Here is a 22,727-nt window from a genome sequence, read left to right on the forward strand (position 1 = left end):
CAGTTCGCGAAGCCGGCGAACAGCGGCGTCGCGAACATCAGCAGCATGATCGTGCCGTGCATCGTGAACGCCTGGTTGAACTGCTCGTTCGTCATAATCTGCAGGCCCGGACGGGCCAGCTCGGCGCGCATGAGCAGCGCCATCACGCCACCGATCAGGAAGAACGCGAACGCGGTGACCAAATAGAGCGTTCCTATCGTCTTGTGATCGGTGGTCGTCAGCCACCGCACGGCGCGCAGGCGCCTGAAGTCTCTGATCCTCTTCACGCCCCGCCTGTGTCCGTGCCCGGCCCACCGGTCACACTCGGACGACGCGAGAAGCATCACGGAAGAAGGGTGTGACGATCCGGGCGGTGCCGGACACGAACGGAACATGAGCAACGACGAGATCTTCGCCGCTGCCTATCGCGAGCACTACTGGGCGGTCAGCCGTTATGTCGCGCGGCGGTTGCCCGGACGTGCCGACGAGGTGGAGGAAGTGGTGGCGGAGGTGTTCACGGTCGCCTGGCGGCGTCGGCGCGACCTGCCGGACGCACCGCTGCCCTGGCTGTACGGGGTGGCCCGCAACTGCCTGGCGAACGCGGTACGCGGCCACGGGCGCCGGCGCCGGCTGGTGGACCGGCTGGGCAACGACGAGGCCGCGCACAGCCGGCACATCGTGGACAGCCCGGACGCGGAGACGCCCGGCGCCTGGGTGCACGAGGCCCTGGACCGGCTCTCCCCGGATGACCAGGAGGTACTGCGCCTCGCGGCCTGGGAGGAACTCGACGCCGGGCAGATCGCGGTCGCCCTGGGCTGCGGCAGACGCGCGGCGACCATGCGCCTGCACCGCGCCCGCCGCCGGCTGCGAGCCGAGATCGACCGCCTGCGGCCACCCGCCCAGGCCCCCGGCACCCCGGCCGATCACCGCTCGCGTTCCGGGATGTGGCAGGGTGCGTGGCGCTCCGGCGACCGGTCGCGTGGTGAAGCGTCCGCGGGCGGGCCACCGCCCCGTCAACTCGCCCGTTCCAGGACGCCGGTGGTGCTGTCGCGCTCCGATGGGCGGACGCTTTCCGGCGCATCCGGGGGCGTTCCGGCCCCCGATGGGTGGGCGGGCTCCGGGCCGCGGGCGGGCGACTCGCGTTCCGACGGCCGTGTGCGTCCCGGGGCGCCGGACGGCGTGACGCTCCCGGGGCACCGGTCGCATTCCGAGGTGCCCGGGGATCCCTCGCCGTCCGGGCCCCGCGCGTCTGCCGGGACGTCGGTGACCTCTTCGCCGGCCGGGCCGGTGCCCGGTGACGGCGACGGCACGCTGCCGTCCGATTCCGCCCGCACCGACGACGAGACGCCCGGCGGGGAGAGCGGTCCGGGTCGGCGCTCGTCGTCCTCCGCTTCCGCCGGCCCCGTCGGCGCACCCCTGTGCAAGGACCCCCGCCATGACTGACGAACTCGACCTCCTGCGCCGGGCCAACCCGGCGCCGGCCCACGGCCCGTACTTCGGTGACGGTCCGCTCGACCACTCCGCCGAGCGGCGGCTGGAGCTGCTGCTGGGCGCGGACGAACCCCGGCCCGCCCGGCCCCCCGCTCCGCGTGCCCGGCTGTGGTGGGGCCTCGCCGCCACCGCCGTCGTGCTGGCCACCACGCTCACCGCGCTGCTCGGCGGCCCGAGCGGCCAGCCCGCCGTGGCCGCGCCCCGCCCGCTGGCCGTCCGCGCCCACTCCACGACCGTACCGCTGGACCGGATGGCCGAACTGGCCGCCGCGGCCGCCTCGGACGGCTCGCCCGGCCTGCGCAAGGGCACCCATGTGCAGTTGTGGAGCCTCGGCATGAGCGACGACAGGCCGCCGGTGACCCTCCCCGAGGAGCGCGTGGTGCGGTGGAACGCGGACGACAGCCATACCGAGCTCGTCGTGGCGACCGATCCGCGCCACCCGGGCCGCCCGGTCCTCACCGACCAGGGCGCCACGCCGCACCTGGTGGCGGACGGACAGGTGCTGAGCCGGACCACCTACCCGCCGAGCTGGAGCGATGCCCCGCCCGAGGCGCGCCCCCCGCACGCGCCGGCCGCCCTGCGGGCCTACCTCGCCGAGACGGCCCGCAGCGGCACCGGCACCCCGACCACCTCCGAACTCCTGGATGGCATCCAGGAGTTGCTGGACCACTGGACCCTCGGCGCCCGGGAGTCCGCCGCGCTGGTCCGGATCCTTGCGGACGCCAAGGACCTGCGCCCGGTCGGGCAGGTGACGGACCGGCTCGGGCGTCCGGGACAGGCGTACACGTACGACGTCCCGGGGGCGCGGCGCATGCTGGTCCTCGATCCGCGCACCGGCGCCGTCCTCGGTCTGGAGACCACCTTCACCCGGGACGATCCCCGGTACCGGGTGAAGGCCGGGGACGTGATGGAGTACAGAGCCTGGATGCGCTGACCCTCTGTGTCTCCGGGAGGTGCTGGACGCCGACGGCCTGAAGTACTGGCAGTACAAGGTGCTGTTGATGCTGCGCAGATCCGGGCCGCCGTACGAGTGCAGTCCCTCGGGGCTCGCCGAGCGGCTGGGCCTGACCCGGGGCGCGCTGTCGGCCCGGCTCGGGCCGGTCGAGGACGCCGGGCTGATCACGCGTACGCCGGAGACCGGAGACCGCCGGCGCGTGCGGGTCCGGCTCACCGAGGCCGGCCACGCCGCGTTCGAAGCACACGCGGCAGCGGAGGACGCGGGCGAAGGCGCGCTGCTCTCAACGCTGACCGAAACAGAGCGGTGCACACTGGCGGATCTGCTGCGGAAGCTGGTGCTGGCCGTCGAGGGCGAGCCCGGGACATCCGCCCCAGGCTCGCCCGCGCCGAGAAGGTCCAGGTCAGCCGGGAGGTGACCCGGATCGTCGCGAATCTCCTTCCGCCGCCTGTCATACCGGGGGTGTGCCTACTCGTCCCAGGCCTGGATGATCAGCTGGTCGGCTATCTTGCCGTCGCGCAACGTGACCATCGACTCGGCGAGGACGCGGGTGCCGTCCCCGTACTGGCAGGACTCACTGAACGCGGCGTGATCGCCCTGCACGACGCACCGGTCCAGCTTGTGTGTCATGTCGCGGCTGTAGATGTCGTCCAGCAACTCGGCGATCTGACCCCGCCCGCGCAGGACGGTGGGGTGGCTGGGCTGGTTGTTGCGGTCGACGATACGGATCTCCGCGTCGTCGGCGTAGAGCGACAGAAGGGTGTTCCCCGTGTTCCCTTCTATTCCCCGGCGCAGTGTCTCGATGTCGAAGGCGGAATCTGTCGCGCTGCCCATCGGTGACCTCCTTCGGGCGTCCGCGGCCCGGCGGGGCGCGGACCGCACGGACGCCCCCACCCTTCGAGATTCCCCCGGCCCGGCGGCCACGGCAAGCGCAGACGGCGGGCTCCGCCTCACGAGTGAGCGAGGGCCGCCGCCCGTGTCCGGACGGGGTGCGCCGCCGTTGCTGAGAACATGATCTCAACACGACGTATCGTCGCCGCCCTCGGCCTCGCCGCCGGGGTCACGGGCCTTGCCGCACCGCTGGCGAACGCGGCCGACGCGAGCGCACCGCACCAGGGGCAGATCAACCCCATGGCCGTGCTCGACTCGCTCACCGTCAGCGACATCCCCGCCCAGCACCAGGCGCAGGTCCCGCGGGTCTCCCAGCAAGTACGCTCACTGAACCAGGTCGGCGAGCTGAACCGGCTGAACGAACTGCACCAGGTCACCGACCTCGTGGCACCCGTGACGGGCCTGCTGCCGGCCGTCCAGGCCTGAGCCGCACGCGGACACGAGGGGCGCAGGGCGGATGTGCGAGGGCCGACCCCGGCGGGACGGCCCTCAGCGCTGTACGGCCCCGGCGGCGGCCCTCACCGCTGTACGGCCCCGGAGTCGGCGCTCGGCCCCGACCGCAGCGCCGGCCAGTCCCGGGACAGCGCGAAAGCCGAGGCCGTACCGCCCGGCAGGCCGTCCGGGAGACATTCCGGGAGCAGGCGGGTGAGCCCGTCATCAGGACCCAGTTCCAGCCAGGTGCGGACTCCGTCGCGGTGCAGCCGGCCGACCGCCTCCGCGAAGCGCAGCGGTGCGCGCCGCACCCAGAACTCCGGCTCGGCGGTCTCCGCGCCCACCGGACGGGCGGTGACGTCGGACACCAGGGGGAGGCGCGGCGCACCCGGGTGGAGCGTGGCGAGGGTACGGCCGTAGGCGTCGAGGACGCCGTCCAGGCGCGTGGAGTGCGGCTCCGGGGCCACCGGGCCGCCCAGCAGCCGGGCCAGGGTGCCGACCGCGTGGCAGGCGTCCGCCAGTGAGAAGACACCCGCGGCATACGCGGCGGCCATCCGCCCGGCGGCCTGCCCGAACACCACGTCCGGCAGGACGCCCCAGCTGCCCAGCAACCGGTACTGCGCCACCTGGAGCGCGAAGACCGCGGGCCCGGCGAACGACTCCCGCTCCAGCAGCGTCGCCGTGCGCGTGCCGTCGTCCACGAACATCACGGATTTCAGCGGGAGTTCGAGATACGGATCGAGGCGCCCGCAGATGTCGTCCAGCGCGTCGGCGAACACCGGGAATGCGTCCAGGAGTTCACGTCCTGTTCCGGGACGCGGCGCGGCGCCGGCCGAGAAAAGGAATGCGACACGTCCATTGCGGCTTTCGTTGGGCATGCCCCCCATTGAGGCACGCCCGGGCCGGTACACACACCAGGCGAACTCATGCACCCTGCAAAAAGATTGCCATCATGGAATGACGTTATTCGGTCAAATTCTTACCGGAGAGCGGGTCATTTCTTACAAAGCAGCGCGCCGTTCTCACCGGGCGCGCCCGGCGAGGCGTCCGCCCCGCTACCGATCGGTCGCGCGTAGGGTCGGCAGCGAAGGCATTCGAGGAAGGGGCCAGACCATGGCGCAGGAAGTGCGCGGCGTGATCGCACCGGGAAAGGACGAGCCCGTACGGGTCGAGACGATCACGGTGCCGGACCCGGGACCCGGCGAAGCCGTGGTGCGCGTCCAGGCCTGCGGTGTCTGCCATACCGACCTGCACTACAAGCAGGGCGGCATCTCGGACGACTTCCCCTTCCTCCTCGGCCATGAGGCCGCCGGAGTCGTGGAGTCGGTCGGCGAGGGCGTGAGCGATGTGGCGCCCGGTGACTTCGTGATCCTGAACTGGCGTGCCGTGTGCGGTCAGTGCCGGGCCTGTCTGCGCGGCCGGCCCTGGTACTGCTTCGACACGCACAACGCCCGGCAGAAGATGACCCTGACCGACGGTACGGAGCTCTCGCCCGCGCTGGGCATCGGCGCGTTCGCCGAGAAGACGCTCGTCGCCGCCGGCCAGTGCACCAAGGTCGACCCGGCCGTCTCCCCGGCGGTCGCCGGCCTGCTGGGCTGCGGGGTCATGGCCGGCATCGGCGCCGCCCTCAACACCGGCGGCGTCGGCCGGGGCGACTCCGTCGCGGTCATCGGGTGCGGCGGGGTCGGCGACGCGGCCATCGCGGGATCCCGCCTCGCCGGCGCGGCGAGGATCATCGCCGTGGACATCGACCACCGCAAGCTCGACAAGGCCCGCACTCTGGGCGCCACCCACACCGTCAACTCCAAGGAGACCGACCCGGTCGCGGCGATCCGGGAGCTGACCGGCGGCTTCGGCGCCGACGTCGTCATCGAGGCCGTCGGCCGCCCGGAGACGTACCAGCAGGCCTTCTACGCCCGCGACCTCGCCGGCACCGTCGTCCTCGTCGGCGTCCCCACCCCCGAGATGAAGCTCGAACTGCCCCTGCTGGACGTCTTCGGCCGCGGCGGCGCCCTGAAGTCCAGCTGGTACGGCGACTGCCTGCCCTCGCGTGACTTCCCCATGCTGATCGACCTGCACCTGCAGGGCCGGCTGCCGCTCGACGCGTTCGTCACCGAGACGATCCGGCTGGACGAGGTCGAGAAGGCGTTCGAGCGGATGCACGGCGGCGACGTGCTGCGATCGGTGGTGGTCTTCTGATGACCGTGCGCATCGAACGCCTCGTCACCTCCGGGCAGTTCACCCTCGACGGCGGCACCTGGGACGTCGAGAACAACGTGTGGATCGTCGGCGACGAGCGGGAGGTGATCGTGATCGACGCCGCCCACGACGCCGAGACCATCGCCCGCGCCGTCGACGACCGACGCCTGATCGCCATCGTGTGCACCCATGCCCACAACGACCACATCAACGCCGCGCCGGCCCTCGCCGACCTGACCGGCGCCACCATCTGGCTGCACCCGGACGACCTGCCGCTGTGGAAGACGACCCACCCGCACCGCGATCCCGACCGGCACCTCCTGGACGGCCAGGTCATCGAGGCGGCCGGCGCCGACCTGACCGTGCTCCACACCCCCGGCCACGCCCCCGGCGCGGTCTGCCTGTACGACCCCGGCCTCGGCACCGTGTTCACCGGGGACACCCTCTTCCAGGGCGGCCCGGGCGCCACCGGACGCACCTACTCGCACTTCCCGACGATCATCGACTCCATCCGCGACAAGCTCCTCACCCTCCCGCCGGAGACCAAGGTCCTCACCGGCCACGGCGAGCCCACCACCATCGGCGCCGAGGCACCGCACCTGGACGAATGGATCCGGCGCGGACACTGAGTCCGCGCCGGCAATACCGACAGAAAGTGTCCGGTTTTCCCACACCGGTCTGGGAGCACGACCTGGCGGGCGGGCTCAGGCTTCCTGCGCCGGCCCGGCGGGCTGGTGGTGCAGATGACCGACGGCACCGCCGACCACAAAAGCGACACCTACCGCGCATGGCCTTCGCCCTCGGCCACGAACTCGGCCCGCGCGGCGCCACCGCCGCCGCTCGGCCCCCGGGCTGGCTGCGCTCGGACCTGATGCTCGACCTGCACGGCGTCCGTGAGGACAACCGGCGCGACGCCCTCGACCGCGAACCGCACTTCGCCAACTCCGAGACCCCGCGCTACGTCGGCCGCGCCGTCGTGGCCCTGGCCGCCGCCCCCGATGTCGCCCGCTTCCTCGCCCGGGTGTACGGCTTCACCGACCTCGACCGCAGCCGGCCCGACGCCTGGCGGTACCTGGTCGAGGTGCAGGACGCGGGCAAGCCGGCCGACGTCACCGGATACCGGTGAAAGAACACCCGCGGAGCCGTACGGTCACCGCATGACTGATCACACCCGCTTCGCAGGACACGGAGTTCTCGTCACGGGCGCGGCCCGCGGCATCGGCGCCGCCGTCGCGAGAAGGCTCGCCGAGGAGGGCGGGCAGGTCCTGGTCACCGACCGGGACCTGCCCGAGGCCGAGCGGATCGCCGCCGCCTTGCGTCAACAGGGCCTTGCCGCCGAGGCGTTGGCGTGCGACATCGCCGACCGCGACTCGGTGGAGGCGGCCGTCGCCCACGCCGTCGACGCGTTCGGCTCGCTCGACGTGCTGGTCAACTGTGCCGCCCACTGCACGCCGGACGCCCCGCTCTTCGAGGAGGAGTCCGACGAGGCGTGGGCCCTGGACCTCGACGTCACCCTCACCGGCGCCTACCGCTGTTGCCGCGCCGCCCTGCCCCACCTCGCCGCCTCCGCACGCGGCGCGACCGTCGGCGTCGGCTCCGTCAACGGGCTGCAGGACTTCGGCAACCACGCCTACAGCGCCGCCAAGGCCGGTCTCGGTTCGCTCACCCGCACCCTCGCCGGGCACGCGGCGGCCCGGGGCGTGCGGGTGAACCTCGTGGTGCCGGGCACGGTCCGCACCTCGGCGTGGGAGGGCCGCGACGACGAACTCGCCGCGATCCGCCCGCTGTACCCGCTCGGCCGGGTCGGCGAACCCGAGGACATCGCCGCCGCGGTCGCCTTCCTCGCCTCCCGCGACGCCGCCTGGATCACCGGCACCGCCCTGGTGGTCGACGGCGGACTCACCGCGGTGAACACCGGCTTCCGCGCGGCCCTACGGCAGCCCTGAGCACCCCGAAACGTCAGCCCGAGGCCGCCGCCAGCACCTGAAGCACCCGATCGGTGTCGGCCTCGGTGGTGCGCCAGTTGCTGAACGCGGCCCGCAGCCCGGGAACCCCGCCGTACACCGTCGGCGTCACATACGCCTCCCCGGAATCGGCGACCGCCCGGGCCAGCGCGTCGACCCGCTCCTGCGTGGGATCCTCGGCGAGGGTGAAACACACGACGTTCAGCCGCACCGGTGCCAGCAGCCTCAGCCCCGGCAGCGCGTCGACGCCCGCGCCGAGCCGGCGCGCGAGGGTCACGTTCCGTTCGACGATCTCCCGGTGCCCGGCACGTCCGTAGGCCACCAGCGAGAACCACGCGGGCAGGGCGCGCAGCCGCCGGGAGTTCTCCGGGGTCAGATGCAGGAAGTCGGGCTCGCCGGCGGGCAGGCCGAGATAGGGGGAGGCGTTGTGGAACACCCGCACCTGAAGGTCGCGGCGGCGGGTGAACTGCACGGCCGCGTCGTAGGGGACGTTGAGCCACTTGTGCAGGTCCACACAGACCGAGTCGGCCGCGTCGAGACCGTCGACCAGCGCGGCGTACTCGGGGGAGAGCGCGGCGAAGCCGCCGAACGCGGCGTCGACGTGGAGCCAGAAGCCGTACCGCTCCTTCAGTGCGGCCATCGCCCGCAGATCGTCGAAGTCGACGGTGTTCACGGTGCCCGCGTTCGCCACGACGATCGCCGGCCGGCCGTCCAGGTCCGCGAGGGCCGACTCCAGTGCGGCCACGTCCGCGGCCTCCCGGTTGCCGGGCAGCAGCGGCACCTTCCGCAACCGGTCCCGGCCGATGCCCAGCACCGACATCGCCTTGGTCACGCTGGAGTGCGGGCTGCCGGAGAGCACCTCGACCGGGCCGAGCGCCGCCACGCCCTCCCGCGAGACGTCCACACCGAGCCGCTCGCCGAGCCATTCCCGGCCGATCGCCAGCCCGACCGTGTTGGAGGCGGTCGCCCCCGTCACGAAGGCGCCGCTGTGCGCCTCGCCCAGCCCGAACAGCTCGCGCAGCCAGGCCACCGTCTCCCGCTCCAGCTCCTGCGCCCAGGAACCGCCCGCCCCGGACAGGTTCTGGTCGAACGCGGACGTCAGCCAGTCCCCGGCCACCGACGCGGGGGTCGCGCCACCGGTGACGAAGCCCAGGTAGCGGGGTCCGGCGGAGCCGGAGAACCCGGGCGCCCACCGCTCGGCGAACCGCGCGAGCGCGGCCTCCCCGCCGGCCCCCTGCTCGGGGAGCGGAGCGCGCGAGGGCGCCCCGCCGGGCGCGGCGACCGGCCGCTCGGCCAGCGTCGCCGTCTCGCGGACGGCGACATCGCGGGCGCACTGCAGGAGTTCGGGGAGCCGGGAGAGATCCTCGGCGAGGGTGGGGTGCATGTGCCGCAGCGTAGAGGGGCGGGGGAGCCGCGGGCCCGGTCCAATTCCGGGGAACTGGACTGGGCGGGGGGCGGACTGCGCCGCCTGCGATGAGCGCCGAGCCAGTCACCGTTTCGTCACAGCCTGACCGGAACCACAACCCCCGGACACCCGCGCAGGTCTAGTAGTCCGGGATCGTGGGAATCGCGCAGGGGAGCACCCGGGGGAGGCCCTGGGTGAGATGGGGAGAAGGGGGATGCACATGGGGGACATACGCAGACGAGGTGTCGTCGTGCTGGGCGTCACGGGACTGGTGGCGCCGCTCACGCTCGCCTTCACCGCGGCACCGGCCCAGGCCGCGAGCTGCACCACGCAGACGGGGCCGTACCAGAAGCAGGTGGAGAAGTTCCTCGGCCTGCCCGTCGACGGCAAGCAGTCCGCCGCCGACTGCAAGGCCATCAAGGCATTCCAGGACAAGCACGGCATCATGCCCGACATCGGCTACGCCGGCCCGGTCACCTGGGGCGTGATGGACCTGATGAACAAGCAGAAGGCCGTCGGGAACGATCCGAACAAGGACGGCGCGTGCCCGGTGAACAAGGGCCGGATCGCCTGTGTGAACCTCACGCTCCAGCTGAGCTGGATCCAGGACGGCAGGAAACTCGTCTACGGACCGGTCCCCGTGCGCACCGGCCGCAAGGGCTACACCACCCGCACCGGCCTGAAGAAGATCTACTGGCGGGACATCGACCATGTCTCGACCGTCTACAACGTGCCGATGCCCTACAGCCAGTTCTTCGACGGCGGCCAGGCCTTCCACTCGGTCAACCTGAGCATGTGGAACCCGCCGGGTTCGCACGGCTGCGTCAACATGACGACCAAGGACGCCAAGGCGTACTGGTCACTGCTGAAGACGGGCGACGACGTCTTCGTCTACGGCCGCAAGCCGGGCACCTGACCGGCCCCCGAGCGGCACCCGAGTCCGTCGCCGCCCGGACCGTCACGCCTCCGGCGCGTCCCCGAAGTCGGGGACCGGCAGCCGGACCCCGCCCTGCCGCGCGGACTCGTGCGCGATGATGCCCGGCAGGGTGTAGCGGGCGGCCACCCATGCGTTCACCGAGGGCAGCGAGCGGGTGTTGACCGCGGTGACGAAGTCGTCCACGAGGAAGTGGTGGCTGCCCTCGTGGCCGTTGTGCAGGTGGTCGAACTCCCGCGGCAGCCGCGCCCGGTCGTGCACCGGCGCCGAACCCGAGGTGAAGGCGGCCCGCAGGTCCGGCGCGATGTGCGCCAGGGACGGATCGTCGGGGGCCAGGGTCGGCTTGGGCTCCAGCAGCTCGCTGATGTCCTTCACCCCGTTCTTGTCCTGCCACAGCGCCACCGTCGCCAGCTGCTCCATGCTGGCCTCCGTACCGAAGAACCGGAAGCGGGACTCGCGGATGTGCGAGGGATATCCGACCCGCCGGAACTCGTTGGTACGGAACGATCCGCCGCCCGCCACCTCGAACAGCGCGGTCGCGTTGGACACGTCGTTGTCGAACTGGCTGACCGAACGATCGAAAACGCCGTCGCCGCGATCGTCCCGCACCCCGATCGCCGACACGCTCACCGCGTGGGTCCGCCAGGCCCCGAGCACCCCGCCCACCGAGTGCGTCGGGTACAGCAGCGGCGGATAGCTGGCGGTCGTCTTCCAGGTCTCGCCGCCGCTGTACTGGTACGCCTCGTAGAAGCCCAGGTCCATGTCGTGGACGTAGTCGCCCTCGGCGTAGAAGAGCCGGCCGAAGGCGCCCTGGGCGATCTGGTTGCGGGCGTGCACGGTCGCCGGGTTGTACTGGCTGGTCTCACCCATCATGTACGTCAGCCCGGTCGCCCGTACCGCGTCGATGATCGCGGATATCTCCTCCGTGGTGATCGCCATGGGGACGGCGGAGTAGACGTGCTTGCCCGCGCCGAGGCCCTGCAGGACCAGCGGGCCGTGCGTCCAGCGCTGGGTGAAGACCGCGACGGCGTCGACCGCCTTCGACTCCAGCATGGCCTCGTACGACGGAAAGGTGCCGGCGAGACCCTGCGCGGCGGCGAGCCGCTCGGCCCGCTCGGGCAGCAGGTCGGTGACGTAGACGTCACGGACGCCGGGATGGGCCTGGAACAGCGTGGCGAACTGACCGGAGAACTGACCGGCGCCGACGATACCGAGAGAGAAAGTCATGCCGGTTACTTTTGCTACGGAAGAATCACGTCGTCAAGGGGGCGCAAGAAGGTCCTGCCGCACGCCTCTCGTCGCGTAAGGTGAGGCTGATTACTTCTGAGCCAGAAGGAAAGGAGGGGGTCGGTCCATGACCAGCTGGCTGCCGCTGAGCCCTGCGGAGCGCTCCGTGGCGATCGAGGTGCTCGTGCACGGGCCGCTGTCCCGCACCGAGCTGGCCCGGCGCCTCGGGCTCTCCCAGGGCAGTCTCACCCGGCTGACCAAGCCGCTCCTGGAGTCCGGGCTGCTGGCCGAGACCTCCGGGACGGCCGGCCCGGCCCAGGCGCGCCAGGGCCGTCCGTCGCAGCCGCTCGACGTCGTGGCCGACGCCCGCTCCTTCCTCGGCTTCAAGATCACCGGGGACATGGTCTACGGCGTCGCCACCACCCTGCGCAGCGAGGTGACCGCACGGCTCGACCGGCCGCTCCTCACACACGACCCGGGCGCCGTCGCCGCACTGCTCGCGGAGATGGCGGCCACCCTGTCCGAGGGGCACCCCGCCCCCGCGGGCATCGGCATCGGCGTGGGCGGCCGGGTGCGCGAGCGCGCGGCGGTCGCCGAGTCGCCGTTCCTCGGCTGGCGGGACGTGCCGCTCGCCGCGCTGGTCGGCGAGCGCACCGGACTGCCGGTCGTCGTGGAGAACGACGTGGCCGCCCTGGTCGAGGCCGAGACCTGGTTCGGCGCCGGCCGCGGACTCGACCGCTTCGCCGTCCTGACCATCGGCGCCGGGATCGGCTACGGGCTGGTGCTCGGCGGCAGGCGCGTGCCGTTCGCGGAGGACGGCCACGGCTTCGGCCGGCACTGGATCATCGACCCGAACGGCCCGCTCACCCCGAGCGGCGCGCGCGGCAGTGCCGTGTCGCTGCTCACCATCCCCAGCATCGAGTACCAGGTCCGCGCCGCCACCGGCCGTGACACCGGCTACGAGGAGATCCTCGCCGGCGCCGCCGCCGGCGAACCCATGGCCTCCCGGGTGATCGACGAGGCCGCCCGGGCCCTCGGCACCCTGGTCGCACAGATCGCCAACTTCGCGATGCCGCAGAAGATCCTGCTCGCCGGTGAGGGCGTCGGCCTGATGGCTGTGGCCGGGAACACGGTCCGCGAGACGATCGGCGCCCATCGGCATCCGCTGGCCGACCCGGTCGATCTGGAGACCAAGGTGTCCGACTTCCATGACTGGGCACGCGGCGCTGCCGTACTGGCGATCCAGGTGTTGGTGCTGGGTGAGGGCCCGGTGTGAACTCCCGCCTCAGGCTTGACACATCGACGTGATGAGCACCACGTCCGGAATGTCCGCCTCGGGTGTACTTACTCACAGCGCCTTCACCTCGATCGGCATATGCTTCACAGCATGTCCACCACTGTTGAAGCCGCTCCCGAGCGCTCGGCCGCGGAGGTCAACGAGGAGATCAGGGCCCTGTGGCGCCGGTCGGGCGGGACGCTGACCACCGAGCAGCGCGCGGAGTACCAGCGCCTCGTGATGGAGTGGGCCGCCGCGACCCCGCGGTCACAGCGGGCGGCCTGAGCGACCTCGCGCGGACCGCGCCGTACTCTTACCCTTCAGGGCACCCGTGAGCGCACGGGTGCCCTTCCACATGTCGCCTGTGCCAGGCCGTCGCCTGTGTCAGCCCCAGGTCGCCGAGTAGTACCGCTGATAGGCCTTGCGGTCCTGTTCGGCCCGGATGTAGCGGGTCGCGACCAGCGCGATCAGACTGCCCGCGATGACCAGCAGCCCGGGACCGATGTTCCGGGTGTCCGTCAGCCGAGCCAGCAGCGTCTCGCCCTGCGCGCCCGTCACCGGCGCCGAGGAACCCGGTGAGGCCGCGTTCGGCGCCACCGCGCCCTGTGCGGCCGAGGCGGACGGCGCGGGGGAGGGGGACGCCTTCCCGGCGGCACCACCGGCGTTCTGCGCCGACACGATCAGCTTCACGTTCAGCGCCGCCAGCGCCCGTGTCACCGGCTGGAAGAACGTGGTGCCGCCCGTCGTGCAGTCACCGCTGCCGCCCGAGGTCACACCGAGCGCGATCCCGTCCGAGAACAGCGGCCCGCCGCTGTCGCCGGGTTCGGCACACACATTGGTCTGGATGAGCCCGGTGACCGTCCCCTCGGGGTAGTTGACGGTCGCGTCGAGCGCGGTGACCGTCCCGTCGTGCAGTCCGCTGGTGCTGCCGCTGCGGAACACCCGCTGTCCCACCGCCGCATCCGCGAGCCCCGTGATCCGCACCCCGTTGCCGCCGCCGATCGCGACGATGTCGGCGCCGTCACCGGCCCTGCCGGAGGCGTACTGCACCAGCGAGAAGTCATTGCCGGGGAAGGTGCTGGCCACCGTCCGGCCGAGCTGCTGGTTCCCCTGGTTGTCGGCGAACCAGGTGGATCCCGCAGGACCGCAGTGGCCGGCCGTGAGAATGAAGTCGCTCTGCCCGTTCGTCACGTTGAATCCCGCCGAGCAGCGGCCCCCGGTCGACAGGATCGGCTGGGCGCCGTTCAGCCGCGTGGTGAACGTGCCCTTCGTGCGCTCCATCCGCACGAAGCTCCCCGCCTTCGCGGCCACTTGCCTCATCCTGGACCAGTCGCTCGCGGACACCGTGCTGTCCGCGCTGACCAGGACCCGGTTGGTCCGGTAGTCCACCGTCCACGCGGTGCCCGCCACCCGTGGCGCCGAACGCAGTGCGGCCGTAGCCGACTTGAGCTCGTCCATGCTGTGCGACACGACCTTCGCCTCGGCGCCCGCGCGCCGCACCTCCCGCGCCGCCACCTCGTCGGTCACCGCCACGACCGGCCGCCCGTCGGCGCCGATCCAGCTGCCCGCCGTCCGTGCCGTGCCGAGCCGCGCCACCAGCGCGGCCCCGGTGCCCCCGGCACCGGACGCGCCGGACGGGGAGGCGAGCGGTCTGGCCGTGGCCGGGGGTGTCTCGCTCGCCATGGCCGCCTGGGCGACCATCGTGCCGCCCAGGAGGAGTCCGCCGACCGCCGCCAGGCGGGTCACCCGCCTGACGATCCGTCGTCGTGCGTGCCGCATGCAGGGCTCCCGAAGCCGAACCGAACGCGCGCCGCCCGTGCCGGCGGCGCGGGGCCTCGGGTCGTCGAGGGCCCGCACCTCCATACGTGGCCGAGGGCCCGGGCGTTCAGCGCTGAACTCCGGGGGCAGGGCTCAGCCCTTGCGGGCCACCCCGCCGAACATCGCGACCTCCTCCGGCTCGGCCCCGTGGTCGTCCTCCGGGCGCCAGCGTGAGCAGGACACGACACCGGGCTCCAGCAGCTGAAGGCCGTCGAAGAACCGGGCAACGTCCTCGGGGGTGCGCTGGGTCAGCTTCGGGGTGCCGTGCTCGTTCCAGAACTTCACCGCCTCGTCCACGTCCGGCATCGCCGGGTGGGTGACGGTGTGCGACAGCACCAGGTGGCTGCCCGCCGGCAACCGGTCCGTCAACCGCCGCACCAGGCCGTACGGGTCCTCGTCGTCGCCGATGAAGATGACGACGCCGAGCAGCATCAGCGCCACCGGCTCGCTGAAGTCCAGTGTCTTCGCCGCGTGTTCGATGATCGCGTCGACATTGCGCAGATCCTCGTCCAGATAGTCGGTGCGGCCCTCGGGTGTGCTCGTCAGCAGGGCACGCGCGTGCGCGAGGACCAGCGGGTCGTTGTCGACGTACACGATCCGCGCCTGAGGCGCGATCCGCTGGGCGACCTCGTGCGTGTTGTCGGCGGTGGGCAGCCCCGTCCCGATGTCCAGGAACTGCCGGATGCCCACCTCGCCGACCAGATGACGCACCGCCCGGCCCAGGAACAGCCGGTCGGCACGCGCGTACTCCCCGATGCCGGGATGCAGTTGGCGTATCTGGTCGCCCGCCGCTCGGTCGACCTCGTAGTTGTCCTTGCCGCCGAGCCAGTAGTTCCAGATCCGGGCGGTGTGCGGCTGGCTGGTGTTGATACGGGCACGCAGCGACACGGCCACGTCGTCGGTGGCTGCCGGGTTGTCGGTCACGTGGGTCAGCTCCTGGGTGCGGATGAGTTGCCGGACGAGGGACACACCGTTCAAGACGCAATCCAGACGCCCGAGTTGATCTCCGCTCGCATCCCGGCGTTCCGGTCGTTCCCGCGCCCCGCACGGGCTCCTATCGTGAGCCCCATGACCAGCATCCCGCACACCGCTTCCGGCGAACCCGACCCGCTGCACACCCTCGGCCTGGAGCAGCTGCGCCGCCGTACGAGCATGAAGTGGCGCACCTACCCGGAGGACGTGCTGCCGCTGTGGGTGGCCGAGATGGACGTATCCCTCGCCGGACCCGTCGTCCGTGCCACGACCGACGCCCTCGCCCTCGGCGACACCGGATACCCCGCCGGCACCGCCTACGCCGAGGCGCTGGCCGCGTTCGCCGCCGAACGCTGGAACTGGGACGGGATCGCCGTCGAGCGCACCGCGATCGTTCCGGACGTGATGCTCGGCGTGGTCGAGATGCTCAAACTGGTCACCGGGCCCGGCGATCCGGTGATCGTCAACCCGCCGGTGTATCCGCCGTTCTTCCAGTTCGTCACCAACATGGACCGCCGGGTGGTCGAAGCCCCGCTCGGCACTGACCTGCGCATCGACATGGCCACCCTGGAGGAGGCCTTCCGGGAGGCGATCGCCGGGACCGGCCGCGCCGCCTTCCTGCTGTGCAGCCCGCACAACCCCACGGGCACCGTGCACACCGCCGGTGAACTGGCCGCCGTCGCCGCCCTCGCCGAGCGGTACGGCGTCCGGGTCGTAGCCGACGAGATCCACGCCCCGCTCGTCTTCCCCGGCGTCACGTTCGTGCCGTACCTCAGCGTCCCCGGCGCCGAACACGGCCTGTCCCTGATGTCGGCCTCCAAGGGCTGGAACCTGGCCGGCCTCAAAGCCGCCGTCGCCCTCGCCGGGCCCAAGGCCGCCACCGACCTCGACCGGCTGCCCGAGGAGGTCAGCCACGGCCCCAGCCACCTCGGCGTCATCGCCCACACCGCCGCCCTGCGCGAGGCCACCGGCTGGCTCGACGCCCTGCTCACCGGACTGCAGGCGAACCGGCGACTGCTCGCCGGCCTGCTCGCCGAGCACCTGCCCGCGATCCGACTGCACCCCGCCGAGGCCACCTGTCTCGCCTGGCTCGACTGCCGCGCCCTCGGCCTCGGCGACGACCCCGCGCAGGTCTTCCTCGACCGCGGACGGGTCGCCGTCAGCTCGGGCCTGCCCTTCGGCACCGGCGGCGCGGGGCACGTACGGCTGAATCTGGCGACCTCGCCGGACATCCTCACCGAGGGGGTACGGCGCATGGCCGCGGCCCTGGCATGACCGAGCGGGGCGCACGAGCGGGCGGCTTCCTAGACTGCCGTGCATGGACGACACGCGGCTGGACCGGCTCGGCTCCGGCAAGTACCTGCTGGTGACCAGCCATCGCAGGGACGGCACACCCGTCGCCACCCCGGTGTGGGTGGTCCGGGACGGTGACACGCTCGGCGTCTGGACGACCGCCGACAGCTTCAAGGTCAAGCGGATCCGCCGCCGCGCCGACGTCCTCGTCGGCCCCTGCGACCTGCGCGGCAACCCCACCGGCGACCAGGTGCCCGCCGCCGCGGAGATCACCGACGCCGCCACCACCGCCCGCTACCGGGACCTCATCGCCCGCAAGTACGGCATCGTCGGCCGCCTCACCCTGCTGGGCAGCCGGCTGCGGCGCGGACTGGACGGAACGGTCGGGATCCGGGTGACCCTCGCGGAGTGAAGGGACCCTCGCGGAGTGAGGGCCGCCCGGAACCGGGCCTGCGCCCCGGAACGCGACGGCGCGCTCGCCCTCGGCGTCGGCCTCGGCGCCAACCGGGCCTTCGTGACCGGGACAGCCGGTCGCCGCAAGGGAGTTGCTCCCGGAGCCGGGGCGCCGGTGACGGCGGCCCGGCGCCGTCAGGTCCAGGCGCCCCGGTACGGCTCGTCCAGCAGCTGGAAGACCGGCTCGCCCCGCACCGGATCCTTGGCGGTGGACAGCCGGACCCGGTCGCCGCTGTGGATGCCGACCGGCGGGCCCATGACCCGGCCCCGTACGACGAATCCCTCGGCCATCTCTATCAGCGAGACATTGCGTGCCGCGGGCGTGTTGCGGTGCACCACGGTGGAGTGCCGGACCGTGCCGACGCCCTCGCTGCGCTCCGTGCGCAGTTCGCTGCCCTGGCACACCGGACACAGCAGCCGGTGGTACATCGCGGTGCCGCACCAGGTGCAGCGCTGGAAGACGATGGCGTCCCTGGAGTCCGCGGAGACGGGGTCGAGAACACCCGCCGCGGAACCGGCCGCCGGATGCGAGGCGTTTGCTGAGTAGTGGTACACGCTGGTCAACTCCCTGCGCTCGGCCGGAATCCCGCGTGTCCGGCGCGCACCGGGCACACGCGTGCGCGGCAGCCGTGCCACCGTGCACGCCGACAGGGTATGGCACTCAGTGTCACTCGTAAAGGCACTGCGTACCCCCAATATGTGGCCGGGGTGGGTCAGGTGCGACCGAGTGCCGTCTCCAGCTCCTGCACCACCCGCCACAGCGGGGCGTCCCGGCGGGACACCAGCACCACCACGTCTTCGGGGCCGCCCTCCGCCCCGCCGGCCGGCGGCCGACCGATCCGGGCAGGCGCCGCGACGGGCTCGGCAGTGTGGCCGAACGCCCGCTGCACATATCCCAGCGCGTGGTCCACGGCCGCCTCCGCGTCGCCCAGGCCGTCCGAACGCAGCCACGAGCGCAGGGCGTTGTTGTGCGCGGCGACCACGGCGGCAGCGATGACATCCGCCCGCAGCGTTCCGTCGGGCCGGCCCGCGAACCGCCCGCGCAGATACTCGGCGAGCGCGCGCTCGTAACGCCACACCACCGACAGCTCATAGGCCCGCAGGCCCGGCACCTGCTTGGTGAGGCGGTAGCGCTGCACGGAGAACGCCGGGTTCTCCGCGTACATCCCCAGCACCAGCCGGGCCGCGTCACACACCCGGCGCACCGGCTCGTGCTCCTCCTCGCTCGCGGCGAGGAAGGCGGTCATGTCGGCCAGGCAGCGCTCGTGGTCGGGGAAGACCACGTCCTCCTTGGAGGGGAAGTAGCGGAAGAACGAACGCCGGCCGACCCCCGCCAGGGCCACGATGTCGTCCACGGTGGTCTGCTCGTACCCGCGTTCCAGGAAGAGCTGGAAGGCCGCCGCGACGAGGGCGTCGCGCATCGGCGGCTTCGCGGTCGGCGCCGCGCTGCTGGAGCTCATGGAGGGGAACGTAGCACCCGGATGGGCTCGATGACACTCAGTGCAGTGTGAGTGGGCCTGTGGGGGAACTGAGTGCTGTGGGCGCAGGCCGCCGGACACCGGGAACGATCGACCGCCGAGCGCCCCGCCTGGCCGGCCGCCGGCCCCGGCGTCGGCCCCGCCGCCCCGCGGCCGTGCGGCAGGAAGCGAACCCTCTGCCCGGAGCACGCGAACTCCTCGATCTGCTCAGGGAGTCGGAGATACCGACGGCCCTCGTCCCGGCGTCCTCCCGTACCGTGGTGGACGCCGCCGCAGGGCGGGACGGCCCGCACCAAGTCCGCCCCCGACCCCTACCTGGCCGCCGCCCGCACCCTGGCCGCCGGTCCTGCCGTGTGTGTCGCCGCGGAGGACTCGCCCGCCGAGGTCACCGCGGCCGAGGCGGCCGGCTGCCGGGCGCTCGCCGTGCCGTCGTACACGCCGATCGAGGCGGGCCCCAGGCGCACCGTGCGCCGGGGCCCCACGGGCGTGGGAGTCAGGGAGTTGTGGTCGCCAGGCTGTGAGGCCCCCGGTCCTCGGGCCGGGGTCCGAGCCGCGCGGGCGGAGTGCGGGTTGTAGGGAGGTCAGGGCCGGGAAGGGGAGCGTCCGTACCCCGACGTAACCTTTCTGCATCCACCGCCGACACGGCACCTTTCCGTGCCCGCCGCCGACACGGCCGCACCCGCCCGAGGAGACCCCGTATGCCCGCCGCCCGCCCCCGCCTGCTCTACGTCACCGACCTGGCGTACGAGGCCCGCGGGCGCCGCTACTGCGACGAGGACATCTTCCTCAGCTCCCGGCTGCGCGCCCGCTTCGACCTCGCCCTGTGCCATCCGCTGGACGCCGAGGCGCTGATGGACGGCTTCGACGCCGTGGTCGTCCGCAACAGCGGGCCCGTCCTCGGCTACCAGCGCGCGTACGACGCCTTCCGCGCGCATGCCCTCGCCGCCGGCGCCCGTGTGTACAACCCGCTCACCGGCAAGGCGGACATGGCCGGCAAGCGGTACCTGCTCGACCTGAGCGCGGCGGACTTCCCCGTCATACCGACGGTCGGCCGCGCCGAGGAGCTGCACCTGCTGCCGGCCGCCGAGCGGTACGTCGTCAAGCCCATGCTGGGCGCAGACTCCCTCGGCCTGCGGATCGTGCCCGCAGGCCAGGTCGCCGCGCTCGCCACCGGCCAGGTCCTGATCCAGCCCTGTGTCGACTTCGTCCACGAGGTGTCGTTCTACTTCGTCGACGACGACTACCAGTACGCCCTGTACGCCCCCGACCCGGAGCGCCGCTGGGAGCTGAAGCCGTATGCGGCCACCGCCGCCGACCTGGAGTTCGCCCGGCGGTTCATCGACTGGAACGACCTCCGCCACGGCATCCAGCGCGTCGACGCCTGCCGTACCCGCGACGGCGACCTCCTGCTGGTCGAACTGGAGGACCTGAACCCCTACCTGTCCCTTCAGGCCTTGCCGGAGGAGGCCAGGGACGCCTTCGTCACCGCGTTCACAGCGTCCCTGGGCCGCTTTGTGCAGGGGGCGCTCAGCCCAGCCTGACGGTGACCCGCTGGGTGGCCCCGGCCGTGCCCGTGAGGTCGCCGAAGGCCAGCGTCAGCGTGGAGCCGGTGGCCGCCGAGGCGAGCGTGCGCGGCGCGGACGTCACCGCGGCGACCGCCCGCCGCCAGGTCAGGGTGAGGCTCGTGCGCATACGCATCGGATCGCTCACCGCGATCACGGCGGTGCCGTCCTCGCTCTCACTGATCATCACGCAGCACGGATCGCTCGCGGTGAGCGTTCCGACCGTTCCGCCGAACCAGAAGTTCACGGCGGTGAAGCCGAGCGAGGGCACCGACACGCCCTGCCGGCTGTCGGTGTTGGCGAGCACCGTCAGCCAGTTCGTGTCCGCTGCCCGGGCCTGCGTACGGGCCGCGGTGGCACCCGGCAGCAACTGGTAGGCGTACGACGCGTTCGCCGGGTCGGTGCCGTGATCGACGTACATCGTCAGGTACCTGCGGTTCAGGACGCGGGTCGAGCCGCCCTTGTTGATCGTGCTCCAGCTGCCGTCCCGGGCGTCGCGCAGGGCGTGCACCGTCGCCCGGCCGGGGAAGACATAACCGCCGTGCCCGCCGATGTGCGCCCACTGCGCCCCGGCGAGCGTCGCGGACCAGGGGTAGGAGGCCGGCTGGACCGTGCCGTCGGCGGTGAAGGGGGCGCCACCGGTCGGGCCCAGGTTGCGGTTCTCCACGGTCGTCTCCACGGCCGTGCCGTCGGTACAGGTGATGCCCGCGCCGAGACAGACGACCGTGTCGTCCAGGAAGAACCACGACTTCTTCGCCACGAGCGTCGACTGCAGTCCCTTGAGGTACTGCCCGACGGCCGCCCGTTGTCCGTCCGTCGCGCCGCCCACCCAGTTCACGTCCGGCATCGAGGCGCCCCAGTCCCCGCCTGCCCCGTCCGCCAGCGCCTTGCGCGAGACGGTCGTACCGGGCAGCCGGTAGGGGTCGACGGTGGGCCAGAAGGCGTCGCTGTACTGGCCGCCTGCGAAGGTGTCGCCCCACCAGTAGAGCATCCCGGACCCGGTGTGCCAGCCGCGCAGGTTCTCGCCGTTGCCGGTCTCGTAGTACGTGATCCTCTTGTTCGCCATGCTCAGCGCGGCCGCCCAGCCCGGTCCGCGGTGTGTGGCCCGCGCCATGGACGGGAAGAGCCGGTGCCCGGCCGGCTCGGCGACCGCCCTCACCGACCCGTCGTCCTGGACCCCCTTGAGCCGGGCCAGATGCGGCAGGCTCAGGACCGGGTCGGCGAGCGGCGGGCTGTAGTGGTCGCGCTGCATCCAGCCCTTCACCAGAGCGCGCCAGCGGGCGTTCTCGGCCGTGCTCGCCCCCTGGCCCAGCAGCACGATGGAGGCCAGGATCGGATGCCCGCGCAGATGGTCGTCCTGCTGGATCTGCTTGGGATCCGCCGCCGAGAGCCCACGGCTGATCGCCCGGCCCGCGACGCCGTCCATCACCAGTCCGTTGTGGAGGAAGGGCGCCCAGGCGTGCTCCACCGCGTCGAACACGATCTGCCGGTTCGGATCCGTCACCTCCCAGTTCGACCCCGCCAGCAGCGCGAACAGCAGCCCGAGACCGCCCAGCAGGACCGAGCCGTACGAGCCGGTGTACGGCACCGTCGTGTGCTGGATGAACGAGCCGTCGGCGTACAGGCCGTCGCCGGAGGTGACGTACGGGAACACGGGGGAGAGGGCGTCGCGGGCGAGTGCCACCTTGGCCGCGCTCGCCCCGACGACACCGCGCAGCGCCAGCACCCGGCACAGATCCACCCGGTTGGCGCCGGTGCTGGTCCCGCTGTAGCTCGCCACCGCCGAGTCGGGCACGAAGTGGTCCACGGCGGCGAGGTGTCCGGCGAGCCGGTCGGCCGGCAGGGCGTCGTACATCAGCACGCACACGTCCAGCAGCGCCTGCGGGGCGCCGATCTGCCAGCTGTACCAGTTGCCGTAGCGGGTCTGGTGCGCGTTGTAGACGTCGTCGTGGAGGTGGTCCAGGCCGGTGAGGATCGCGTCCCGCAGATCCGCGTCGCCGGTCTGGCCGGCGCCGGGCTGGCAGTAGGCCTGCGCGAGTGTGCTCAGCCGGGTGTAACTGGTGTTCATGCTGCCCGAGTAGCCGTACGACTCCTGGTCGGTGTCCGGATCCGGGTCGGCGTAGACCAGGTCGGGCCACAGGGAGCCGGCGGCGGGGGCCATCGTGGCCCGGTACCGGCCCGCCGTCGTGCCCAGGTCGGCGAGCCGGCTCTTGAACGGTTCGGCGGTGGGGTCGAAGCCCTCGCCGAGGATCAGGGTGCGCCATCTCGCCCGGAGCGTGGCGAACTCGTCCGGCGCCGCGAACGCCCGGGGCCCGCTACCCAGGGCGACAGCGGTTGCCGAACAGGCGGCCAGAAAACCACGGCGTGACCAAGGAGTCGTCATGGCGGCGCTTTCTAG

At 72.4% G+C, this 22,727-nt stretch carries 23 protein-coding genes and 2 pseudogenes; 14 read left to right on the forward strand and 11 right to left on the reverse strand.

The annotated features are described in order from the left end of the window. On the reverse strand, positions 1–323 hold a 323-nt coding region (locus tag ACZ418_RS36435), incomplete at its 3' end, for a cbb3-type cytochrome c oxidase subunit I (RefSeq protein ID WP_468371520.1). A gap of 49 nt (positions 324–372) precedes the next feature. On the opposite strand from ACZ418_RS36435, the pseudogene ACZ418_RS36440 reads away from it, so the two are divergent. The 3 genes and pseudogenes from ACZ418_RS36440 to ACZ418_RS36450 all read left to right on the forward strand — a co-directional run. Then, a pseudogene (locus ACZ418_RS36440) lies at positions 373–873 on the forward strand (RNA polymerase sigma factor); the annotation flags it as partial. A gap of 541 nt (positions 874–1,414) precedes the next feature. Further along, entirely contained in the window at positions 1,415–2,404 is a 990-nt protein-coding gene (locus ACZ418_RS36445) for a CU044_5270 family protein (protein WP_468371521.1), read from the forward strand. A 19-nt stretch (positions 2,405–2,423) separates the two neighbouring features. Next, the gene (locus ACZ418_RS36450) at positions 2,424–2,843 is read left to right on the forward strand and encodes a MarR family winged helix-turn-helix transcriptional regulator (RefSeq protein ID WP_468371523.1); all 420 of its coding nucleotides are present in this window, start codon (positions 2,424–2,426) and stop codon (positions 2,841–2,843) included. Between the two features lie 50 nt (positions 2,844–2,893). On the opposite strand, the gene ACZ418_RS36455 is transcribed toward ACZ418_RS36450, so the two are convergent. Continuing rightward, positions 2,894–3,259, reverse strand: a complete 366-nt coding sequence (locus ACZ418_RS36455; RefSeq protein ID WP_468371525.1) for a nuclear transport factor 2 family protein — start codon at positions 3,257–3,259, stop codon at positions 2,894–2,896. Between the two features lie 177 nt (positions 3,260–3,436). Between ACZ418_RS36455 and ACZ418_RS36460 the strand changes: the two genes are divergently transcribed. Further along, the gene (locus ACZ418_RS36460; RefSeq protein ID WP_468371527.1) at positions 3,437–3,742 is read left to right on the forward strand and encodes a hypothetical protein; all 306 of its coding nucleotides are present in this window, start codon (positions 3,437–3,439) and stop codon (positions 3,740–3,742) included. A 92-nt stretch (positions 3,743–3,834) separates the two neighbouring features. Here ACZ418_RS36460 and ACZ418_RS36465 read toward each other — a convergent pair whose 3' ends face one another. Next, on the reverse strand, positions 3,835–4,626 hold the full coding sequence (locus ACZ418_RS36465; protein ID WP_468371529.1) for an acyltransferase domain-containing protein: 792 nt from the start codon (positions 4,624–4,626) through the stop codon (positions 3,835–3,837). A gap of 235 nt (positions 4,627–4,861) precedes the next feature. On the opposite strand from ACZ418_RS36465, the gene ACZ418_RS36470 reads away from it, so the two are divergent. The 4 genes and pseudogenes from ACZ418_RS36470 (at position 4,862) to ACZ418_RS36485 (ending at position 7,893) form a co-directional block, all read left to right on the forward strand. Beyond that, a complete protein-coding gene (locus ACZ418_RS36470) occupies positions 4,862–5,947 on the forward strand; it encodes an S-(hydroxymethyl)mycothiol dehydrogenase (RefSeq protein ID WP_468371530.1) in 1,086 nt (361 codons plus the stop codon). Further along, complete coding sequence (locus ACZ418_RS36475) at positions 5,947–6,576, forward strand: MBL fold metallo-hydrolase (protein WP_468371531.1); 630 nt, start codon at positions 5,947–5,949, stop codon at positions 6,574–6,576. The genes ACZ418_RS36470 and ACZ418_RS36475 overlap by 1 nt, the downstream gene beginning before the upstream one ends. A gap of 41 nt (positions 6,577–6,617) precedes the next feature. Next, positions 6,618–7,073 (forward strand): annotated as a pseudogene (locus ACZ418_RS36480) (short-chain dehydrogenase); the annotation flags it as partial. Between the two features lie 31 nt (positions 7,074–7,104). Further along, on the forward strand, positions 7,105–7,893 hold the full coding sequence (locus ACZ418_RS36485; protein WP_468371532.1) for an SDR family NAD(P)-dependent oxidoreductase: 789 nt from the start codon (positions 7,105–7,107) through the stop codon (positions 7,891–7,893). 13 nt (positions 7,894–7,906) lie between these two features. Here ACZ418_RS36485 and ACZ418_RS36490 read toward each other — a convergent pair whose 3' ends face one another. Next, positions 7,907–9,295 carry a pyridoxal phosphate-dependent decarboxylase family protein gene (locus tag ACZ418_RS36490; RefSeq protein WP_468371533.1) on the reverse strand — a complete coding sequence of 463 codons (1,389 nt, stop codon included), beginning with the start codon at positions 9,293–9,295 and terminating at the stop codon, positions 7,907–7,909. Positions 9,296–9,536: 241 nt separating this feature from the next. On the opposite strand from ACZ418_RS36490, the gene ACZ418_RS36495 reads away from it, so the two are divergent. Continuing rightward, complete coding sequence (locus ACZ418_RS36495; protein ID WP_468371535.1) at positions 9,537–10,232, forward strand: L,D-transpeptidase family protein; 696 nt, start codon at positions 9,537–9,539, stop codon at positions 10,230–10,232. 42 nt (positions 10,233–10,274) lie between these two features. Here ACZ418_RS36495 and ACZ418_RS36500 read toward each other — a convergent pair whose 3' ends face one another. Next, positions 10,275–11,477, reverse strand: a complete 1,203-nt coding sequence (locus ACZ418_RS36500) for a Gfo/Idh/MocA family protein (RefSeq protein ID WP_468371536.1) — start codon at positions 11,475–11,477, stop codon at positions 10,275–10,277. A gap of 127 nt (positions 11,478–11,604) precedes the next feature. On the opposite strand from ACZ418_RS36500, the gene ACZ418_RS36505 reads away from it, so the two are divergent. Both ACZ418_RS36505 and ACZ418_RS36510 read left to right on the forward strand, forming a co-directional pair. Continuing rightward, positions 11,605–12,753, forward strand: a complete 1,149-nt coding sequence (locus ACZ418_RS36505; protein ID WP_468371538.1) for an ROK family protein — start codon at positions 11,605–11,607, stop codon at positions 12,751–12,753. A 99-nt stretch (positions 12,754–12,852) separates the two neighbouring features. Further along, entirely contained in the window at positions 12,853–13,038 is a 186-nt protein-coding gene (locus ACZ418_RS36510) for a hypothetical protein (protein WP_153537178.1), read from the forward strand. Positions 13,039–13,137: 99 nt separating this feature from the next. Here the strand turns inward: ACZ418_RS36510 and ACZ418_RS36515 are convergent, their stop codons facing one another. Both ACZ418_RS36515 and ACZ418_RS36520 read right to left on the reverse strand, forming a co-directional pair. Further along, a complete protein-coding gene (locus ACZ418_RS36515) occupies positions 13,138–14,532 on the reverse strand; it encodes a S1 family peptidase (protein ID WP_468371540.1) in 1,395 nt (464 codons plus the stop codon). A gap of 132 nt (positions 14,533–14,664) precedes the next feature. Continuing rightward, the gene (locus ACZ418_RS36520; RefSeq protein WP_468371709.1) at positions 14,665–15,495 is read right to left on the reverse strand and encodes an SAM-dependent methyltransferase; all 831 of its coding nucleotides are present in this window, start codon (positions 15,493–15,495) and stop codon (positions 14,665–14,667) included. 144 nt (positions 15,496–15,639) lie between these two features. On the opposite strand from ACZ418_RS36520, the gene ACZ418_RS36525 reads away from it, so the two are divergent. After that, the gene (locus tag ACZ418_RS36525; protein WP_468371541.1) at positions 15,640–16,818 is read left to right on the forward strand and encodes a MalY/PatB family protein; all 1,179 of its coding nucleotides are present in this window, start codon (positions 15,640–15,642) and stop codon (positions 16,816–16,818) included. Positions 16,819–16,861: 43 nt separating this feature from the next. Then, on the forward strand, positions 16,862–17,248 hold the full coding sequence (locus tag ACZ418_RS36530) for a PPOX class F420-dependent oxidoreductase (protein WP_388625503.1): 387 nt from the start codon (positions 16,862–16,864) through the stop codon (positions 17,246–17,248). Positions 17,249–17,424: 176 nt separating this feature from the next. On the opposite strand, the gene ACZ418_RS36535 is transcribed toward ACZ418_RS36530, so the two are convergent. From ACZ418_RS36535 to ACZ418_RS36545, 3 genes are all read right to left on the reverse strand, one after another. Beyond that, positions 17,425–17,844 carry a Zn-ribbon domain-containing OB-fold protein gene (locus ACZ418_RS36535; RefSeq protein ID WP_468371542.1) on the reverse strand — a complete coding sequence of 140 codons (420 nt, stop codon included), beginning with the start codon at positions 17,842–17,844 and terminating at the stop codon, positions 17,425–17,427. 158 nt (positions 17,845–18,002) lie between these two features. Then, complete coding sequence (locus tag ACZ418_RS36540) at positions 18,003–18,749, reverse strand: TetR family transcriptional regulator (RefSeq protein ID WP_468371543.1); 747 nt, start codon at positions 18,747–18,749, stop codon at positions 18,003–18,005. Positions 18,750–19,078: 329 nt separating this feature from the next. Next, complete coding sequence (locus tag ACZ418_RS36545; RefSeq protein ID WP_468371544.1) at positions 19,079–19,249, reverse strand: hypothetical protein; 171 nt, start codon at positions 19,247–19,249, stop codon at positions 19,079–19,081. 216 nt (positions 19,250–19,465) lie between these two features. On the opposite strand from ACZ418_RS36545, the gene ACZ418_RS36550 reads away from it, so the two are divergent. Next, positions 19,466–20,308, forward strand: coding sequence for an ATP-grasp domain-containing protein (locus tag ACZ418_RS36550; protein WP_468371546.1), 843 nt, complete (start codon positions 19,466–19,468; stop codon positions 20,306–20,308). On the opposite strand, the gene ACZ418_RS36555 is transcribed toward ACZ418_RS36550, so the two are convergent. Further along, a complete protein-coding gene (locus ACZ418_RS36555; RefSeq protein WP_468371548.1) occupies positions 20,295–22,712 on the reverse strand; it encodes a polysaccharide lyase 8 family protein in 2,418 nt (805 codons plus the stop codon). The genes ACZ418_RS36550 and ACZ418_RS36555 overlap by 14 nt on opposite strands. Positions 22,713–22,727: the final 15 nt, after the last annotated feature.

The sequence above is a fragment of the Streptomyces sp. NPDC030820 genome (genome assembly GCF_055572075.1).

Excerpts from the sequence above, each read along its gene's own strand:
- ACZ418_RS36555 (WP_468371548.1), bottom strand. The coding sequence starts at position 22,712 with ATGACGACTCCTTGGTCACGCCGTGGTTTTCTGGCCGCCTGTTCGGCA.
- ACZ418_RS36445 (WP_468371521.1), top strand. The coding sequence starts at position 1,415 with ATGACTGACGAACTCGACCTCCTGCGCCGGGCCAACCCGGCGCCGGCC.
- ACZ418_RS36550 (WP_468371546.1), top strand. The coding sequence starts at position 19,466 with ATGCCCGCCGCCCGCCCCCGCCTGCTCTACGTCACCGACCTGGCGTAC.
- ACZ418_RS36465 (WP_468371529.1), bottom strand. The coding sequence starts at position 4,626 with ATGCCCAACGAAAGCCGCAATGGACGTGTCGCATTCCTTTTCTCGGCC.
- ACZ418_RS36500 (WP_468371536.1), bottom strand. The coding sequence starts at position 11,477 with ATGACTTTCTCTCTCGGTATCGTCGGCGCCGGTCAGTTCTCCGGTCAG.
- ACZ418_RS36460 (WP_468371527.1), top strand. The coding sequence starts at position 3,437 with ATGATCTCAACACGACGTATCGTCGCCGCCCTCGGCCTCGCCGCCGGG.
- ACZ418_RS36530 (WP_388625503.1), top strand. The coding sequence starts at position 16,862 with ATGGACGACACGCGGCTGGACCGGCTCGGCTCCGGCAAGTACCTGCTG.
- ACZ418_RS36510 (WP_153537178.1), top strand. The coding sequence starts at position 12,853 with ATGCTTCACAGCATGTCCACCACTGTTGAAGCCGCTCCCGAGCGCTCG.
- ACZ418_RS36455 (WP_468371525.1), bottom strand. The coding sequence starts at position 3,259 with ATGGGCAGCGCGACAGATTCCGCCTTCGACATCGAGACACTGCGCCGG.
- ACZ418_RS36540 (WP_468371543.1), bottom strand. The coding sequence starts at position 18,749 with ATGAGCTCCAGCAGCGCGGCGCCGACCGCGAAGCCGCCGATGCGCGAC.
- ACZ418_RS36515 (WP_468371540.1), bottom strand. The coding sequence starts at position 14,532 with ATGCGGCACGCACGACGACGGATCGTCAGGCGGGTGACCCGCCTGGCG.
- ACZ418_RS36525 (WP_468371541.1), top strand. The coding sequence starts at position 15,640 with ATGACCAGCATCCCGCACACCGCTTCCGGCGAACCCGACCCGCTGCAC.
- ACZ418_RS36475 (WP_468371531.1), top strand. The coding sequence starts at position 5,947 with ATGACCGTGCGCATCGAACGCCTCGTCACCTCCGGGCAGTTCACCCTC.
- ACZ418_RS36470 (WP_468371530.1), top strand. The coding sequence starts at position 4,862 with ATGGCGCAGGAAGTGCGCGGCGTGATCGCACCGGGAAAGGACGAGCCC.
- ACZ418_RS36495 (WP_468371535.1), top strand. The coding sequence starts at position 9,537 with ATGGGGGACATACGCAGACGAGGTGTCGTCGTGCTGGGCGTCACGGGA.
- ACZ418_RS36505 (WP_468371538.1), top strand. The coding sequence starts at position 11,605 with ATGACCAGCTGGCTGCCGCTGAGCCCTGCGGAGCGCTCCGTGGCGATC.
- ACZ418_RS36490 (WP_468371533.1), bottom strand. The coding sequence starts at position 9,295 with ATGCACCCCACCCTCGCCGAGGATCTCTCCCGGCTCCCCGAACTCCTG.
- ACZ418_RS36485 (WP_468371532.1), top strand. The coding sequence starts at position 7,105 with ATGACTGATCACACCCGCTTCGCAGGACACGGAGTTCTCGTCACGGGC.